Origin of the sequence: Sphingobacterium paludis (assembly GCF_004364125.1) — a bacterium.
Taxonomy (GTDB): domain Bacteria; phylum Bacteroidota; class Bacteroidia; order Sphingobacteriales; family Sphingobacteriaceae; genus Sphingobacterium; species Sphingobacterium paludis.
Genome location: NZ_SNZV01000005.1, coordinates 258,790 through 276,649 on the forward strand (window position 1 = coordinate 258,790; position 17,860 = coordinate 276,649).

Sequence of the window (17,860 nt, forward strand, 5' to 3'; positions counted from 1 at the left end):
GGCACTTTTTTCATTTTTTTACAATTCATGTAAAGTGCTGTTTTTAGGGGCTTTTCGCACTTTTGTTCAATCGGTCGGCATCCAATCCAATGGATTTGCCGATAGACACATATAGGCAAACGGGCAAAAAAAGAACAGCACCGATTGATGCTGTCCTCTTTGATGGAAAGAGAAGACAAAAATTACAGGTTGTCTTCCCTGTCCATATATTCCTCCAAACTGTATTTAAGTTGGTCTAAAAACAATGTCCGTGAGCCTGCACGGGTTTTCATCCGGTGGAAGCTGTTATGTATATCGTTCAGTGATATACGGAACAGGATTTGGAATACCATGCTGATTTTTCGGATGCCTATCTTTCCGTGCGAAATAGCATCGCAGGCGTAGAGTGCATAAATCAATTCGATAAGGGCGTTTTTGGTCTGTGTCCAAAAGAAGTCCTTTGTTTCGTCCTGTTGTAGCAGGACATCGGGGTTTTGTTCGGGGCTTAGTTTTGTCGTCAGGTAATTATAAACTAATTCGTTGGCGATGATTTTCGCCACTTTGTAATCAAAGTAGGTCGAAAATTTGGGGTCGATTTCAAATACAAAGCTGTTCAACCCGTCATAGCAGTTTATTTTGCCAAGTGTAAAGTATTGTTCATCTCTGTCAATTCTGCCGGAACGGTAGTAGCGGTAAAAATCGGAATTGCAGACATGCTCCGTGTATTCCTGCTTTAATTCTCGCAGGTGCATAGCAAAATAGCCTTCGTAGATATTTCCATTACTTGCAGGGCATGCAGTTTCTATCCTGAATACCTTGTTGTAATAGATGAGCTTGCCCAAGACAGTTGGTTTAATCTGCTTAAAGAAGAGAATTTCGTCCTCCTTTGTAGTAAATCCCTCGTTTATTATATCTTCTTTGATGTCTCCGAGAAGCTCTTTCAGATAGACTGTCATCCTGTACGCCTCGTCCATAAAACTCGAAGCCTCCACAGAAAACTTACGTTCCTGTTTCTGTATGTCGGAGACGATTTTGTGTAATAGGTGTCTCATAATACTAATGGTTTAAAATAAAGCCAATATGCCTCTGTAAATTTTAACATTAGTACCGACCTTTTTTCATGAGACAGGACGAAGTAGGGGAAGATTTTTTGAAAAACTGATACTCCAATGATATAATATTTATCTTTATAAACATTGTAATCAGATGTCAATTTCTTGGCCTTCCAAACCTTCTCTTTAAGAATAATAAAGACCTGAAAACATACTTATTACAATATATCAATAATGTACACTATTTAATAATTATATAGATAGCATGAATATCGTATACGAGAAGCCAACAATAGAAAAGGGGACATTGCCTCGTCCCCTTGCATTAGCCAATAAATCATTCCCTTATAATGATATTGCTGACTCTCGGCGATTTGAAGAGTTGCTTTATAGTATATACAAAACAAAAATAGAAAATAATACGTTTGATGGTTTTGATGAGATCAGTTTGATGACAGGCGTCAGAGATCAGGGGAGGGATTGTGTACTAATACGAGATGGCAAGTCATATGGATTGATCCAATGTAAGAAGTATGATAAAAATTATAGCAAGAATGATTTAGGTGTAGAAATAACCAGATTTGTGTTATTCAGTATATTGGAAAAAACATTAGTCCATGATAGATCTGATTTTACTTATTACATTTCTGTTTCTAAAGGATTTACAGCTGATTGTTCAGAATTTATAGATGACTTCAATAAATTAGCACCGGAAGATTCCAGTTTATCAGATTGGATTGCTAAAGGCTTAAGTATGCCTATGTTAAAATCTTTAGCATTGAGCATAGATCACGATGATGTTAAATCTATCCTCTCTGAAATCAAAGTAAAAAAAATCGTACCTCAGGATCTAGATAGGTATCTTAGCACGCCAGCCCTTAACCATCTTATTCCGTTATTCTTTGAGGTTAGAACTGTCACTGACAATGTTAAGCTAGATAATCTGATCCAAAAATTAGGATATGATTTAAGTAAGGAAGAAGTTAGTAAAAAATTAAAATCGGGATCGGTAAGCTTAAATTCTGAGAAAAAAATCTTTGATGATATAAAGGATTCCCATCTTCCACGAAAGGAAACAGACGACTTATACAATTGGATTATTTCTGAAAAAGAAAGCGAGACTAAAGAAATCCAAAACGTATGTCTATTGGTGGGACAAGCGGGCTATGGCAAGACCGTAATTTTAAAAGATTTATATGATAAATGTAATTTGAATGGTATACCTGTCTTGGGCTTAAAGGCAGACAAACTATATACTTATACTTTGGACGGCCTGCAAAAAAGTCTGGGATTTCCAATTCCTGTTAATGAATTTATTGAAACGTGTAAAAAGTATCATAAGAAAACAGTTATTCTGATTGATCAAATTGATGCTCTTTCACAATCGATGGCATCTGACCGAAAGTATTTAAATGTATTTAGAAGTTTTATTGACCAATTCACTAAGGACAACTCTGTAAGAATAATCATATCCATAAGACCTTATGAACTATATTATGACCCATCCCTACGCATATATAAAAATATGCCCACTTTCGAGCTAAAACCTTTAAGTGAAAGTGAAGTGTTGTCCGTTATATCAAAAATCAAAATTAAAAAAGAAGACATATCGCCTAAGTTGTTTGAACTCCTTAAGATACCCAATCATTTAAACATTTTTATACGTGTCGTTGCAGAGGGAGGTTTAAATTTGCAAGCAACATCCGTTCAGAGTTTGTACTTAGAGCTGTGGAACAACAAGGTCGTAAATCTTCCCAGCAGTGTTCCTGTACAACGAACCAATTTGAAAACCGTATTGTATAAAATTGCGGATCAGATGTTCAGTACACAAAGAATAACCGTTTCCTCTCTGAAATTTGAAGACGATAATAGTGAAATAAAATATCTTGTAAGTGAGAGATTGCTAAAAAGCGAGAATAAGCAGCTGCAATTTTTTCACCAATCTTTTTATGACTTTGTTTTTGCCAAGCAGTTTGTGGAGAACACTCAAGATATCGTAGAATACATTAAGAAGTCTGAGCAATCTATCCACATACGCCCCGCCTTAAAAATGATAGTTTTGTATCTGCGAGACTATGATGAAACACAATATGAAGATACAATAAAACTAATTTTTGAAGATCAAGAATTACTATTCCATATTAAACATGTACTATTTTCTTTATTGATTTCTCAAAATGACCCCTCGAAATCAGAAATAGATTTGGTTAAAGAATTGATTCAAAAATCAATTCATTTACAGCTTATGTTCTTCGAGTTAGCTGTGTCTACAGTTTGGTTCGAGTTAGCCGAAAAAGAGGGTTTGTTGAACGTATTGAAAAGTGAGATAATCGAAGACGCTGATTTCACTGAGGATTTAATCGCATACAGGAGAAAGGTGGTTTTCTTCTTTTTGAGAAACCATATCGTTACACACAACGCTCCTAATGCTTGGCTGTTCTTGAAATCTGTACAAAATGACAAGATTGTCCAAGATCTCTTATATTCAGTTGAAGACTGGAGCAATCCAATATCCTATGAACTTTTTGAAAGATGTAAAGACTTCGAAAAGACTGACCCTTATGGATTTTACCATGTATTGGATAACATTGCAAAGAGAAATGAAGACTATGCTGTCGAAATACTTTCAAAACTACTCCCTGTACACTTTGAAAAATCAAAATCAGATAAAGATTACGAAGAGAAAGAAGTACTGAAAACTCTGGCAAAAAAGTGTCCACATAAACTATATCCTATTTTCTATAATTGTATAGAAATAGATCTAAAAAGGGAGGTTGAATATGAGCAAAGCATTATAAGAGACTGGAAATACAACAACGTGGACTTAAATGACAAGGATACGATATTCGGCTCAGAGTTTATCTATCAATTATTAGCAATTTGCCTAAAGCGAACTGCAAAAAGCTATCCCGAACATTTTGTTCCGTTCTTTGAGAGAGCGAAAAATTCAAAGTATCAGGTAATATTGCAATTGTTACTTTTTAGCCTCAATGGTAATGAGGAGCAACATTATGATAAAGTATTTATCATTTTTCAAAAGCTATTCGAATCTGGATTGATAGGTCAAGATAGCGACATGGATTTTGAGTTACGCACTCTTGTTGAAAAAGCATTCAAATACTTCAAACCAAATCAAAGAGATTATGTGATATTGAAAATAAAGGGATATGTAAACAGGTATGAAATTCGCTTTCATGAATATGGAGAACCACGCAAGAAGCATTTTCATTCAATTTGGGGTTTGGCCAAGTATTATTGGTTACTACGCCTACCAACAGAAGTAGTTTCCGTGGATAAAGAACTTAGTCGTAGTTTACAAGAACTGGAGAGGAGATTTCCAGATCGAAAGGAAAAGCGAAGGAGTAGATCTGCTATGGCAGGAGTTATACATAGCCCTATCAGTGCTAAAGCTCATCAATATATGTCGAATGAGCAATGGCTCAAAGCTTTTCGCAAATATAATGACAACCCAAAAAGGTGGGGTGAAGATTATCTAAAAGGTGGATTGGACGAATTGGTATCGTCGTTTTATAAGGTTGTGCAGGAAGACCCGTCAGATTACAAACTTAAACTTATAGAGAAGGTATTAGAGGATGGTTCAATAAATATCAAGTATGCAATTTACGGACTATCGGCTTGGACTGAAAAAAGAAGTGATTCAAAAGAGAAAACTATATCATTGTTTAAAGCAATTTTAAAACGAGAGCTCGGTACAGAAACAAGATTATGTGTTGATATTGCTTCTCATCTCATTGGTGATAAGGATAATGACGATGAGCTGATTAGATTTCTTACTGACCAAGCATTAGATTTTAAAAATTACAAAAGGACGACATTTTTAGATGATCGGGATGAAAAAACAACAACAATTAATGGCCTTATAACAGCTGGTATCAATACCACATTCGGCTCAGCTATTAGAGTCTTATTACACATTAAAGATGACAACTATAAAGATGTCATCTTTAATACAGTGAAAAATGTTTTAGTTCTGGCTCCCCCTGAAGCGAGAGCTGTAGTGTATTGGAGATTTGCTTATCTGTTACATCTAGATCAGAAAAGAGCGTATGAATTGTTTACGGAATATATAAATTTAGAAAATGACATTTATATTATCGCATCATCTCTATGGTCATTACAATACATGAGAAACAATGGACTTGACATCTTGTCGCAACCTTATGAGAAGTTGATTAATTCCAACTTAATGGGAAAAGATGATAGCTACCTATTGTTTTCCATTCTCTACGGTTCATATCTTCATGATCAAATTGGCTCACGAGATTTACTGTTAAAGCATCTCCATTCCAGTACAAATATTTCTTCAAGAATGATTGGGGATATTTTGAAATACTATTATGAGGTTCCTAACACTAAAGAGAAGAATGACGAATTGTTGGCTATGATTATTGAACAGGTAAGTGAAGATGATGAAGTGGACATGACGTTGAATTTTATCAATGTTGAACATATCAAAATTGATGACATATACGGCTTCTTAGGAAGGTATATCTCTTCCTCCAAGTTTAAACTATCTGAATATTTCATGAAATATTTAATCCACCAATGCGGTCGTTCTGTCCACGTTGCAATTGATGTATTCAATTTAGCATTAAACAAACAATCTCAAGCTGATGCAAGCAAACAACTGTATCATCATCGTTCTGATGAGGCAGCGATAAAGTTTGTTGTTGGAGCTTATGATTGCCTACATGGAAATGACAGTAATAGTAAAGCAAAAAGGATGCAACTTCTTTTGTCATTCGACCAAATATTAAAAGATTACCGTTTAAGAAGAAGTGCTGATAATGTATTGGAAAAAATCATTTAGTTATCTACAACATAGAACATAAGTACGTATATAATAAAGCTAAGAATGAATATATCTAAATTAAACCTCTTTACAAAAGAAACAGATGCCTCAGCAACTGAAAAAGGTTTTCATTTTCAAAAATTAAAAACTCTCAAAAGCTGGCTTGAAAATAGAATACAGGAAAAAGATGAGGATATTTTTTGCGATTATGAAGAGGATATATTTCAGCGAGATATTTATGCCGGAATAGCGAAATTTAGACAAATTAAGCTATACTCTACAAACTTTTCCTTTTCTAAGGAGGAAATAAAAAAAAGTATTGCACATTTTTTTATGCTCTTTGTAAAGGGTAACTATTTGTTTGATGAGGTGACCTTTCTATTTGAAACCAATTCTGGAATTGCCCGTGAAACCAGAGGTAACGATGCAGGCTTACTATTGGAATGGTATAAAAACCAAGACAATATGAGTAAGGAATTGCTCGAAAAATGCAGGCTTAAGGTTAAAGTTATTCTCGATGAATACATCAATGAAGTGTATGAAAATCGTATGGATTCTATTTCTAAATCTGATTTACAGACTGCCAAAATAATTTACGATCAACTTTCTGATGAGACATGGAGTCGCTTTATAAAGTCAATTAAATGGCAATTTGACGAAATAGATCAAGTTCATGCAATACCAAAAATTGTAGCGGAAATTGAAACACTAATCAGCCAGCTTCCTTTGCCAATTGATAAGTCAAAAAGAACTACCTACATTTCAGTTCTTCATTACGAAATAGCGCAGAAAAGTTTAAATCCAGATGAAGAATCAAGTAAGATAACCAATCAACTTTTAGATATCTTACTATTAGGCACAGGAGATGAAGATCACCAATGGTATGCTGATACCTTGCACAAATGGAAACATGTAGAAAAGGTAAATCAATTTAATATTGGAGTGTTTTTCGAGCTAATTAGCGCGGTTAGATATTGCAGATGGGAAATGGGAAAGACTGCTCATTTGGAAATTTGGTTACCGATTTTGATTCAATACATAGAACATCCTGATATCATTGTAAGCTGTAAACGGAAAGCAATATACGAGTTTTTGTTCCTTTTATTATCGCCAAACCTTGAAGATGGAAGTAACATATATGATTTTGAAGGTCAAGAAGAACTAATCCGTTTCTACTTTGAAAATATTGACTATCGATTATCTCTCAGTTCTATTGAGGAAGATATTACGTTGATGCAACTTCTCGAAGTACAAATTTTAAATGGTACCGTTGAACTAACACTTGAGGATTTGAAAGGTTGGAAAATAAACATCCTCAACACCATAGATCAACAACTATTAACCACAACAAGTATAGATGATAGATGCCAGCTGTTGGAGCTTAAAGGTAGCTTCCATTACCACACGGAAAACCAAAGGCCACTAAAGGATAGAATGAGACAAGGATTGGATTATTACAGGCAAATTATACCTCTTTTACCAGAAACCCATTCTTATTCAATTACCAAGCTGTCTGAAATCATGAATCAGATTCTTGAACAGTGCATAAAAGCAGGAAGAAGTGATGAGGAATTGGAAGAAGTTGAAGTTTTTTTAAACGAAATTGAAGAGCATGCGAAAAAGACAAGTAATCAAAGCACATCCGCGCAAACTTTAGCTGATCGGGCTGCTGCATATGTTGAAAAACCTTCTGTTAAAAATTTTTTAAAGGCCCTCGAATGTCTGCACCGTGCGAAAGAACTGTTTCAATTGAAAGATACCAAAGAAAATTACATTATTGTAATGCTTGGTCTTTCAGAAGTTTATTCAATTCTTGGGTTAAATATAGCTGCCAAACAATATGCCTTAGCCGGGGTTTGGGCTTGTTTTCATTTTGGCGAGGCAACAGCTCTTAATCGAATTAGTGATAGCTATGCATATGTGTTTAGAGCTGATTATAATCAAGGAGCATGGATCAGTGCACTGGACGATTTTCGTCAATATATCAAAGTCAGAATTGAATTTAAATCTGATGCAATGAATATTGAGGCTGACGCTGTCTATAGAAATATTCTAATTGAGTTAGCCGTAATTCTGATTTGTTCACCAGTATTATATCCTGAATTGAGCGTTTTTATTGAAAATCAAAAGAAGGAGTTGGGTTGGATTTATACAGAAGAGTTACCACCGCTTTTATTGCCACTGGAAAGAAAATTCTCAAACACAGAGGAAATGAAAAAGATTTTAAGAGGTAAGATAACTGGTGTACCGTTAAGTGATCTTGGACAAGAACGGGAGATTCTGTTCAAATCAATGAATATTGACTGGCTAATTAAATTTAAGAATACGGCACAGTTAAACGCAATTGGAGAAGAATTTTCTGCTACTCTCCAAATAGTTTTAAGCGAGATTAAAGCTTCTGGCAAAGATTTTAAATTTCGTAGTAAATCTGTAAAGATTAAAATTTTGGAATCAGCTGGCTACAGCGAAATTATGAGACCAGATCCAGATAACACGGACTGGTGGACTGCTGGTATACCAGTTTTTGAAAGTACAGATCAACAAAAAATGCGCCTTCATTATGCTTTTGTAGGCGGTAATGTGACAACATTACTGATGGAAAATAGCTTTCTATACCGTGAAGAATTTAATATACTGATTAAGTACTTATATGAAAACAGGAAGTTAGCCGATAAAATCCAATCCATGAATATCTATCAGAAATTGTATTTTAATCTATTGAAGCCTGAAGACTTCAATGGTTCTCAAAGACAATATTTTTCCAAACCAACTTTGGATAATGATTATTACTTACTGATGAATACGCTTAAAGACTTTTAATAGGATTGTGATTCATGTAATAAAGGAAGAAAATATAAAAAATCGTATCACTGTTAAATTTGTTACTATAGAATGCCAAATGTTACCTATATAACCACAATACCTCTTGAGGAAAATGTTTACTGTTGTTTTCAGTATAAAAATTGTCGTGTATCCACCTCTTCAGATCTAAAACCCTTAGGTGTTGATAAAGTCGAAGATGACATAATTGGGTATTTTGTTATATCAATTGATACATTGGTAAAAGATTTTGAGTCAGTAACCGATGCAGCCGCACACGCTAGACCAATGTTTTTAATAATCCTAGATATTCTTTCATTATTTTTGGATCGTCCAATGACACCTTTTGATACTGGGTATCAAACTTCATTTGTAACAATTAAAGAAGAAAAAGCAAAGAAAATTGAGACAATATTTGTTATAGGCGAGGAAGATATTTCTAATAACTTGACAAACTTCTTAAGGCAATTAAATGAAGTAGATTCCAATAAACAAAAGCTTTTTTATTCTTTAATGGATCGCTGGCGAAAAGCCGTTTATATGCAATATGTTAGCGAGGATAGTCAAGAGTATAATGACGAAGCAGTTATTGCGTATTTCCATGTGCTTGAACTCTTAGCAGAAGAGCATAGTAAGGAGTTGGGCTTATTAATCAAAGAAAAAATTGAAAACTCCTTAATTGATATTTATGGAGGAATAATGCAATTTGAAGGCAATTATTTACACTCTCTGATCACTTCTAAAAAGCAACTTAATAATCAACTTATACTTTCTGATCTACCCGTCGCAGGAAAGATACTTTACGCGCTAGGTAAGTTAGGTTTAATGAGTAAAAGACTAAAATATTTTATTGGAAATTGGATAAAAGATAGAAATAATGTCGCACATGGTCGAAGAGTATATCAAGATAGGATAATTTTCCCCGTTCCACCATTTTTTCCAAATGCTAGGATCAATGATTATACCCTCAATACACTAAGATATCTGACAGCCCATGTAATATGCGTTGCAATAGCTGGTATCGACATATATGAAGAAAGATGGGAAGAAGAACATAACATGCTTATTCCGACTCCTGAGGAAATAAGATCTTTCGTATCAGATAACAGACATAAGGAACTTACGAATGAACAATTTGTAAATGGTGATCTATATAAGATAAATCCAGGCTCAATTAGTTGGTATCTGGTTGATAAAAAAATTAAACATCAAGAAGGAATTTCAGTACTAAGGGATTTTCTTATGAATATTGATCTTAATGATTCTGATCAAGTACATCAAATTGTTATTGCTGCAGTAATTTTAGCAGATTTTGTTGATGAAGAATTACGGGCTATTTGTGAGCTAGTTATTGTCGAGGCATATAAAAACAGGTGGCACCCATTTATAAATTTACGTGAACTGCTCAGTTTTCTTGAATATAATAATCATACTCCTAAATTCTTTGAAAATATGATTATTGATAAAAAAGTAAGGTAAGTAATATATGTCATAGAATAAAAACAGCATCTAAATCGTTAAGATGTCTAAATACTATCTTTTTAATTTACTTGTTTTATTGTTGAGTTTGTGTTGTGGAATTTCTGTATCTATATCTGTGGATAGTGAGGTATGTTTAAGTTGATTCAAGCGTCTTAAATCGTTCAAAAAAGAGTTCGAGTTCTGTACCAGTGGGTTCACAAAAAAAGTCTCAACGAAAGTTGAGGCTTTTTTTGTTTCCGCCAAGATTCGAACAGAAGGGTTGGGACGGGTTCGAACTCCCTCGTTCCGGACTCGTGTGCGGGCTTGTGGGACGGAACATATCCCAGCGGGATCACAAAAAAAGTCTCAACAAAAGTTGAGGCTTTTTTTGTTTCCGCCAAGATTCGAACAGAAGGGTTGGGACGGGTTCGAACTCCCTCGTTCCTGACTCGTGTGCGGGGTTGTGGGACGGAACATATACCAGCGGGATCACAAAAGAAAGCTCAATCAAAAGATTGGGCTTTTTTTGTGTACTGGTTTTTTCGACGTATCAATTTCACCTATGCTATTTGTCTGCCCGGTGTTTGAAGCAGATCGCTGAAGCCAATCACAGGCAGATCAAAGGGAACATTTTGCATATTGTAAAAAGCGAAACGGGGCGGATTAATAACGACTCCGACTTACAGCATTTGATACAGCGGCAATAATCTTATATCTTGTAAATGGTTTGGTTATTACATTCTCTTGTCGTACATTATTGTTCTAAACAATAGATGTAATGGAATACAAAAAAATATATCCTAAATCGAGCATTAAACACCTCGTTCAGTTTTTTTGGAATTTTGAGGGAGATTTTGCAGAAACATCACTGTATAACCATTCATCTGTTGCATCCATTAATCCCAAATTGGCATTTCAATATATTCCCGGAATGGTGGTTACGGAAAATGGTCAGCGTAACAAATTGTTTGTAAGCGGAATACAATCACAAACAAATGCTTTCTATCAATTATCCTCCAGTCAAAAGGTGGGAGTTTTTGGCATTTACTTTCAACCCTATGCGATTTCTTTACTTTTTAATATTCCGGCTTATGTAATGACAAACCAAAACATTGAAATAACGGAGATTTTAGGGACAGAGGGAGTTTTTTTAGAAGAGCAAATATTACATTGTAAAAGTACTCGAGAAAGAATTGACGTTATCACTCGTTTTATTGAGCACAGGATACATAATTTATCACCGAATTTCAAAGACACAATTAACACGATCCGTTATTTAATTATGAATGATGGAAACGCGAAGATGCAGGAATTACTCAACAGTCAATTTTTATCTCAAAGACAATTTGAGCGTAACTTCAAAATGTTGACAGGATTTTCTCCTAAATATTTTTCCAGAATCGTTCGTTTTGAAAAGAGCATCACAACGGCATATAATAGTCAACAATTATCATTGACGGAACTTGCTCTGCATTCCGGATATTTTGACCAAGCACATATGATTAGGGATTACAGAGCGTTTACGGGTAAAAACCCGTCTGCATATCTCTCTGAAGACCAATCTATTTTTGTTAAGGAATAAATGTCGAAAATGTACAATTCCATTTTACGGACATGCCGTAATTTTGGGTATGAAAATTTTTGGATTTTTTACACTCATTTTTATTTTGACCAACAGTTGTATGAAAACACAAAAAGAAAAGATAATTAATAACGGTAATGTTTCTATTTGTACTGAACATTTTGGAACTCCTGACAACCCCGCAATCTTATTAATTGCCGGAGCAACTGTTTCCATGCTGTATTGGGATGCAGACTTTTGCAATCAATTAGCTGATAAGGGATATTTCGTAATCCGTTACGACAACAGAGACGTAGGTAAATCTACGACGTATAAGATTGGCTCTATCCAATACGACATTCTTGATCTTGCAAATGATGCAGTCAATATCTTAGACGCCTATAAAATAAAGAAAGCTAATATAATGGGAATTTCTTTAGGGGGGTTGATTGCTCAGATTATAGCGATTAAAAATCCTGATAAAGTCAATTCACTTATCTTGATGTCTACGGGTATATGGGGAACAGCGGACCCTAATATCCCCGAAATGGATAAGAAAATAATTGACCTTCAGGCTAAAGCAGAAAATGTAAACTGGAATAATGAAGACGAGGTAGTCGGCTACATGTTGCAAAAATCGCATCTTATGGCTGGTCGTAAACAGGTGGACTATTTACGAGAAGAAAAACGAATTAAGGAAGAGTTTTACCGAGCGGTCAACTATCGTAGCATGTTTAACCATGCTTTGATACAGGGAGGAAAAACTTACTATGATAGAGTGGATGAAATCAATGCGCCTACATTGATTATCCATGGAACAGAAGATAAAATTTGGCATTTCGACCATACTAAAAAACTTTTGGAGGAAATTAGAAATTCACGACTTCTGAAATTGGAGGGAACAGGCCACGAATTGAATTACAACGATTGGGACACTATAACAACTACAGTAAGCAAATTTGCAGCATGGAAATGATTTATTAATGTGTTAATATAGTTGTATAAGGTTAGCTTATAAATATTTCTAATATTATGTCTTCAACCATAGCGCAGGACGAACCCCACCTCCGTCTTTTGGTCTTCCATAAACGCCTTTTCCCCGAACATAAACACATCCATTTGATTGTACACTTGCCGAAGTTCGGTCATAATAACCCGGAGAACGAAGTCGCCACCAATGGTTCTCACTACCGAATTTCGCCTTTCGCATCTCGTTGTTATCATCATCAATCAACCATCTTTGTTTGCCCTTAACCAACAAATTTCCAGCACTGTTGCCAAAGTATGTACACACCTCTTCAAGGCTCAATAAAAATACCTTGTCCAAGGTATCCGTTCCTCCTTTTGTCCTGAACCATTGATTATTGAGATTTGTGTTCGTTACAGCAAGGATCTTCGACTTTTCATTCGAGCTAAATTTTGTATAAAACTCGTTATTAAGGTAATTTCGTAATGCGCAATCAGCCCAAGTCACACCTGTAAATTCACGATGATACCAATGGAGTTCGATGATATCTTCTGAAACAATCAATAGCTTATCATCTTTGACGTCGAGCACTTTCCAGTTGTAGTCACCAAAAACAATTATATCATCCTGTATCATTAATCGTATATCGTTTAGGATAGCGTAGTATCAATTGCAATGGGCAAATTCTCCGCCACGCCTTTTCTCTTATTCTAAACCATTTTCATCTTCACAGTACAATTTCTAAATTCATCATTATTTTCCTTCCAGCAGCACTGCATTCACGTTTTACAGGCAAACCGTTTAACTATATCCCCATCTGAAGTGTGAAAATAGAAATAAATAAGTATTTTTCCGCTATCCTATTCATTTTTTAGCCATGCATTTGTCCCATACATGTTTCGTGTAGCTTTTTACGCTAACACCATTTACTCGAAAAAACCGCGCCGTCGCCAAACATGCAAAAAATGGATAGGACTTTATTGTTGGTTCTTTTGAGCACAGTTGGCTTCATTGCATGATTTGATCTATACACGTAACGCGCACAAGTATGCTAACAAACATGCTAAGATAGATGCGCGAAATCTTGAGAAAAATAGTCGATTTTCCGATATCAATGTCATCGGATTAGTTAGCAATTTTTAAAAACAATTATCAAAAGCTTATTGGACGCGACGCATTAGCTTGTATAAGCTCAAAGTGCTACGACGAGCCGATTCGGAAATTCTTCGCAGACCGATGGAATAACATTGATTCCCTACGTGTATGAGAATTACATTTGCAGTGATCATCAACAAAAAAAGCGTCCTGAAAACAGAACGCTAGATCTTTAATAGATGGACGTCGGATTATTTAATCAGGCCGCTTTTTACCGCTAATTTGATTAGGGCCGCTGAATTCCGCACACCGGTCTTATCAATAAGGTTTTGACGATGGCCTTCCACTGTTCGCTTGCTCAAAAAAAGCTGATCCGCGATCTCGATATTCGTATAGCCTTCGCTGATGAGTTGTAAGACCTCCAGTTCCCGGTCAGAGATATCCATTTCCGACATTAAATCCTCTACATTCGTAACCGAAGATGGCACATCACTCAGTTTATCAACCAACATCATCGCCAATTCCTCGCATAAATAACGCCCACCGATATGGATATGCTGAATAGCGAATAACAATTCATCATACCCGACATTTTTGACCAGATATCCTTGGGCCCCCTTTTCAAACGCTTGAAACACATGTTGACTGCTGTTCATCATGGACAACATAATGACTTTAATCTCGGGATAATCACTCTTCAGCTTTTCTACCAACTGCAATCCGTCCATCCCACTCATACTGATGTCAGACAATACAATGTCTGGTTTTACACCGGATTCCAGCAGAGATAACACCTCTTCACCATTATTGGCTTCGCCTATGACGGCCAAATTATCCTGAGAATCTATCAGAAGTTTTATTCCGTTTCGAACGACTAAATGGTCTTCCGCAAGAATAATGTTTATCATAAATTTATATGCTTAAAGTGTTATTTGTACAATTTTATCTGCATTTTACTTCCTTTACTTGAGCTGACCATGTCCATGGTTCCCGCGTAAAGGGCTATTCTATTCCGTATATTCCTCAATCCGGTACCCAACTGCAAGGCAGACTCAATATCCCGACTAAACCCTTGACCGTTATCTTCTACCGTAATGGCAATAAAAGCGTCCGATACACCTACTTTTAAACTGATCCGTCTTGCATCGGTGTGCTTCAAACAATTGTTAAAAAGCTCCTGTATCACCCGATACGCACAAAACTGTATTTCCTTGCTTTCTCCGCCAATTTCTTTATCTAGCTTCATCAGAAACCGTACGTCTGAGCGCGTCATTCGAAAGACCATATCATCAATTGCTTTATGGAATCCCATATCACGAAGCACGGTCGGAACAAGATCATTTGAGATGTTCTGCACTTTAAAAATCGTGTCATTTAACATCTTTTTTATGGGCATAATTTGTTCTTCATGGCCATATTCCATCATGTACCGTTGGAGATTAATGCGGATAGCATATAATTCTTGAGCAATGCTTTCATGAAGACTTTTCCCGATAAATTCGCGCTCGGCTTCCTGTGTCTCTATGATCGCCCGATAAAAGGCCTCATTCTCCTCCTTCGATGCGCTTAGCGGATTGAAATCATTCTTCAAAAACAACATGATATACAATCCATCCGCTGACTCCCGGCTTGCTAACTTTTTGATGTAGATGGTCACAAATCGAAAGCGATTTTTCTTGCACTTTACTTTAACCATACGCACGGGCTCAGCGAAGCTTTCGGTGCAGTTCGTCAACAGGGCGCGCACGCGGCTGTGCTCCTCCTGCAATAAAAAATCATAGATGCTTTTATTCCGTAAAACGGCTGGCTCTATACACAACAGCTCGCAAACCTTGTCGTTGAAATGGACGGCAAGCGCGTCTTCATTCACAAATAGATAACCGAAAGGCCCATTGTGAACAGCATCAAAGAAGATCGACAGATCTTTTTGCTGTTCCCCGGTTGGCCCATCAGGGAATGAAGATGAAAAAGACATATCTGAAGTGTTCGTATATATTGTGCTCATTTGTCAGTCACCGTTTAGGCGGTATTACATTCACCCATTCCTCCTACCCTAGACGGAATGATATTCCTCCAATTGCAAAAATCAAACCCATAAGTAGAAAAAAAATACCTAAAAATCAGCAACGAGATACGTAAAAATACGTATAAATTTTAATAAGGCTGATTTTGCTACGGCAAAAATAAATGCTTGGCAGAAGAACGTCTACGTTTGCACGAAATTTATGTTTAATAGCGGAGACAGAACGTGATCGTAATAATGTCGTCTAAAAAAAATAAACACCTAAATTTTTCCCCCATAGATAGGTCGTTATCGAGACGAGTCAGACAAAATGTATGTTGAAATGTTGGCTTTAAGAGATCCTAAGAGGCATTTAACGTATTAATTTCTGCGCCTGCGTATTTGACGTAAGGTAGCAAAGTTTGATAAAAAGTGTCCCGTGCTTAAAAACTTTTTGCACCAAATTTGTAAACAGCATAACATAATATTTATTGTTTAACAAAAAAAAACAAAAGTATGCGTGCTCAACTTCTAAACACCACCATCGAACAAAATCAACCTTTATTAAAACGGATCGCGACAAAATTCACACAGGATCCATATGAGATCGAAGAGTTGGTGCAGGAAACTTTTATCCGGTCGCTATCATCGCTGGAGCGTTTCATCAACCATCCGAAACTCGTTGCTTGGCTGTTCGTCATCATGCGTAACGTATACATCAACAATTATCGGAAGATATCGAAGTACCGCACCATCGAAAGCGAACTTACGCACACTTCGCACTTCGAGCAGCTTTCTAACAATAGCAGTGAATCTAAATTTGTGATGACGGATATCCAAAACGCCATAAACAAATTGCCGAAAGACTATTATATCGCATTCACGATGTTTATGGAAGGATTTAAATACCAAGAAATTGCGGATCATTTAGCCATCGCTGAGGGCACTGTAAAAACCCGGATTCATATGGCGAGGAAAATTTTGAAAAAGAATTTAAAGATTTATAGGAAATAGAGCGTTTGACGGGTCGCACGCTCCCTTTTTACATCGGTTTATAGCCTAGAAAAGCAAGATAAGCAAGCAGCTATCCTCAAGATAAGCTGCTTGTTTATTCGTAAATTATATCGTTGCTCTTCCTCCCGTCGCAGGAATAGTCGCGCCCGAGATGTAAGAAGCGGCATCCGACGCTAGAAAAACGTAGATGGGTGCCATTTCAGCCGGCTGTCCCACGCGTCCCATCGGCGTATTCTCCCCAAATCTTTCATGATCAGGAATTGTACTCGGTATGAGTGGTGTCCAAATCGGGCCAGGTGCTACGGCGTTGACACGGATGCCAGAACCATCCTCCAAGAAATGCTGCGCCAAACTGGAAGTAAAGTTTTGGATTGCTCCTTTCGTTGCAGCATACGGGATCAGCGTTGGGTTGGGGTTGTACGCGTTTACTGACGTGGTATTGATAATGGAACTGCCGGGCGCCATATGCTTTTTGGCATACTTAACAAAGTAAAACATCGCACTCATGTTGGTCTCAAATGTCTTATTCCATTCTTCAGCGGTTACGTCGGTAATATCGTCAAACGTCATTTGATAAGCGGCATTGTTGACTAACACATCAATTTTATTGAATGTGGCCACGGTTTGCCCTACAATCGATTTACACCACTCTTCGCTTCGAATATCGCCCCGAAGAAGTAATGCTTTACGTCCCGCCTTCTCAATCCATTTCTTGGTATCTTCAGCATCGACATCTTCCACCTCATCTTTGTAAGATATGACAATATCAGCGCCTTCTCTTGCCATGGCTATTGCCGCGGCTTTTCCGATGCCTGAATCACCACCGGTAATAATCACCACTTTGTCCTTTAATAGGCCACTACCTTTATAGGTTTCTTCACCATGATCCGGTTCGGGGCGCATGTCGGCACTTACACCTGGCGGCGCTTGCTCTTGTTTCGGGAAGGGCGGTGTCGGATAAATATCTTTTGGATTGCCTTGTTTTTCTGTTTTCATCGCTTCACGTTTATTCGGTTTAATAATAATCACCGTGTAGGCATAGCCTATAACCGTTTGATGTAATATATCCAATGCATCTTGGGTTATACGCTAGCAG

General features: G+C 36.6%; 11 protein-coding genes. 6 read left to right on the forward strand and 5 right to left on the reverse strand.

Annotated elements, in window-relative coordinates; all coding sequences use genetic code 11:
* Positions 1-182: 182 nt before the first annotated feature.
* Positions 183-1,031: an RteC domain-containing protein gene (locus tag B0I21_RS11470; protein ID WP_133640607.1), complete on the reverse strand. Its 849-nt coding sequence runs from the start codon at positions 1,029-1,031 to the stop codon at positions 183-185.
* 265 nt (positions 1,032-1,296) lie between these two features.
* Here B0I21_RS11470 and B0I21_RS11475 point away from each other — a divergent pair, with 265 nt between their 5' ends.
* The 5 genes from B0I21_RS11475 to estT all read left to right on the forward strand — a co-directional run bounded on the left by B0I21_RS11475 (position 1,297) and on the right by estT (position 12,662).
* Positions 1,297-5,862: an ATP-binding protein gene (locus B0I21_RS11475; protein WP_133640608.1), complete on the forward strand. Its 4,566-nt coding sequence runs from the start codon at positions 1,297-1,299 to the stop codon at positions 5,860-5,862.
* A 45-nt stretch (positions 5,863-5,907) separates the two neighbouring features.
* Complete coding sequence (locus B0I21_RS11480; RefSeq protein WP_133640609.1) at positions 5,908-8,664, forward strand: hypothetical protein; 2,757 nt, start codon at positions 5,908-5,910, stop codon at positions 8,662-8,664.
* 72 nt (positions 8,665-8,736) lie between these two features.
* Entirely contained in the window at positions 8,737-10,143 is a 1,407-nt protein-coding gene (locus B0I21_RS11485) for a hypothetical protein (protein ID WP_133640610.1), read from the forward strand.
* Between the two features lie 760 nt (positions 10,144-10,903).
* On the forward strand, positions 10,904-11,707 hold the full coding sequence (locus B0I21_RS11490) for a helix-turn-helix domain-containing protein (RefSeq protein WP_133640611.1): 804 nt from the start codon (positions 10,904-10,906) through the stop codon (positions 11,705-11,707).
* Positions 11,708-11,807: 100 nt separating this feature from the next.
* A complete protein-coding gene (gene estT, locus B0I21_RS11495; protein ID WP_243836063.1) occupies positions 11,808-12,662 on the forward strand; it encodes a macrolide hydrolase EstT in 855 nt (284 codons plus the stop codon).
* A gap of 54 nt (positions 12,663-12,716) precedes the next feature.
* On the opposite strand, the gene B0I21_RS11500 is transcribed toward estT, so the two are convergent.
* The 3 genes from B0I21_RS11500 to B0I21_RS11510 form a co-directional block, all read right to left on the reverse strand.
* A complete protein-coding gene (locus tag B0I21_RS11500; protein WP_133640613.1) occupies positions 12,717-13,289 on the reverse strand; it encodes a DUF6273 domain-containing protein in 573 nt (190 codons plus the stop codon).
* A gap of 710 nt (positions 13,290-13,999) precedes the next feature.
* Positions 14,000-14,656, reverse strand: a complete 657-nt coding sequence (locus B0I21_RS11505) for a response regulator (protein ID WP_133640614.1) — start codon at positions 14,654-14,656, stop codon at positions 14,000-14,002.
* A 20-nt stretch (positions 14,657-14,676) separates the two neighbouring features.
* Positions 14,677-15,753: a sensor histidine kinase gene (locus tag B0I21_RS11510; protein ID WP_133640615.1), complete on the reverse strand. Its 1,077-nt coding sequence runs from the start codon at positions 15,751-15,753 to the stop codon at positions 14,677-14,679.
* 513 nt (positions 15,754-16,266) lie between these two features.
* Between B0I21_RS11510 and B0I21_RS11515 the strand changes: the two genes are divergently transcribed.
* Entirely contained in the window at positions 16,267-16,764 is a 498-nt protein-coding gene (locus B0I21_RS11515; protein WP_133640616.1) for an RNA polymerase sigma factor, read from the forward strand.
* Between the two features lie 105 nt (positions 16,765-16,869).
* Here the strand turns inward: B0I21_RS11515 and B0I21_RS11520 are convergent, their stop codons facing one another.
* Positions 16,870-17,835, reverse strand: coding sequence for an SDR family oxidoreductase (locus tag B0I21_RS11520; RefSeq protein ID WP_317130180.1), 966 nt, complete (start codon positions 17,833-17,835; stop codon positions 16,870-16,872).
* Positions 17,836-17,860 lie beyond the last annotated feature (25 nt).

Bases quoted from the DNA above. Each gene is read 5' to 3' on its own strand.
- B0I21_RS11470 (WP_133640607.1), bottom strand. From the start codon at position 1,031: ATGAGACACCTATTACACAAAATCGTCTCCGACATACAGAAACAGGAA.
- B0I21_RS11475 (WP_133640608.1), top strand. From the start codon at position 1,297: ATGAATATCGTATACGAGAAGCCAACAATAGAAAAGGGGACATTGCCT.
- B0I21_RS11480 (WP_133640609.1), top strand. From the start codon at position 5,908: ATGAATATATCTAAATTAAACCTCTTTACAAAAGAAACAGATGCCTCA.
- B0I21_RS11485 (WP_133640610.1), top strand. From the start codon at position 8,737: ATGCCAAATGTTACCTATATAACCACAATACCTCTTGAGGAAAATGTT.
- B0I21_RS11490 (WP_133640611.1), top strand. From the start codon at position 10,904: ATGGAATACAAAAAAATATATCCTAAATCGAGCATTAAACACCTCGTT.
- estT (WP_243836063.1), top strand. From the start codon at position 11,808: ATGAAAACACAAAAAGAAAAGATAATTAATAACGGTAATGTTTCTATT.
- B0I21_RS11500 (WP_133640613.1), bottom strand. From the start codon at position 13,289: ATGATACAGGATGATATAATTGTTTTTGGTGACTACAACTGGAAAGTG.
- B0I21_RS11505 (WP_133640614.1), bottom strand. From the start codon at position 14,656: ATGATAAACATTATTCTTGCGGAAGACCATTTAGTCGTTCGAAACGGA.
- B0I21_RS11510 (WP_133640615.1), bottom strand. From the start codon at position 15,753: ATGAGCACAATATATACGAACACTTCAGATATGTCTTTTTCATCTTCA.
- B0I21_RS11515 (WP_133640616.1), top strand. From the start codon at position 16,267: ATGCGTGCTCAACTTCTAAACACCACCATCGAACAAAATCAACCTTTA.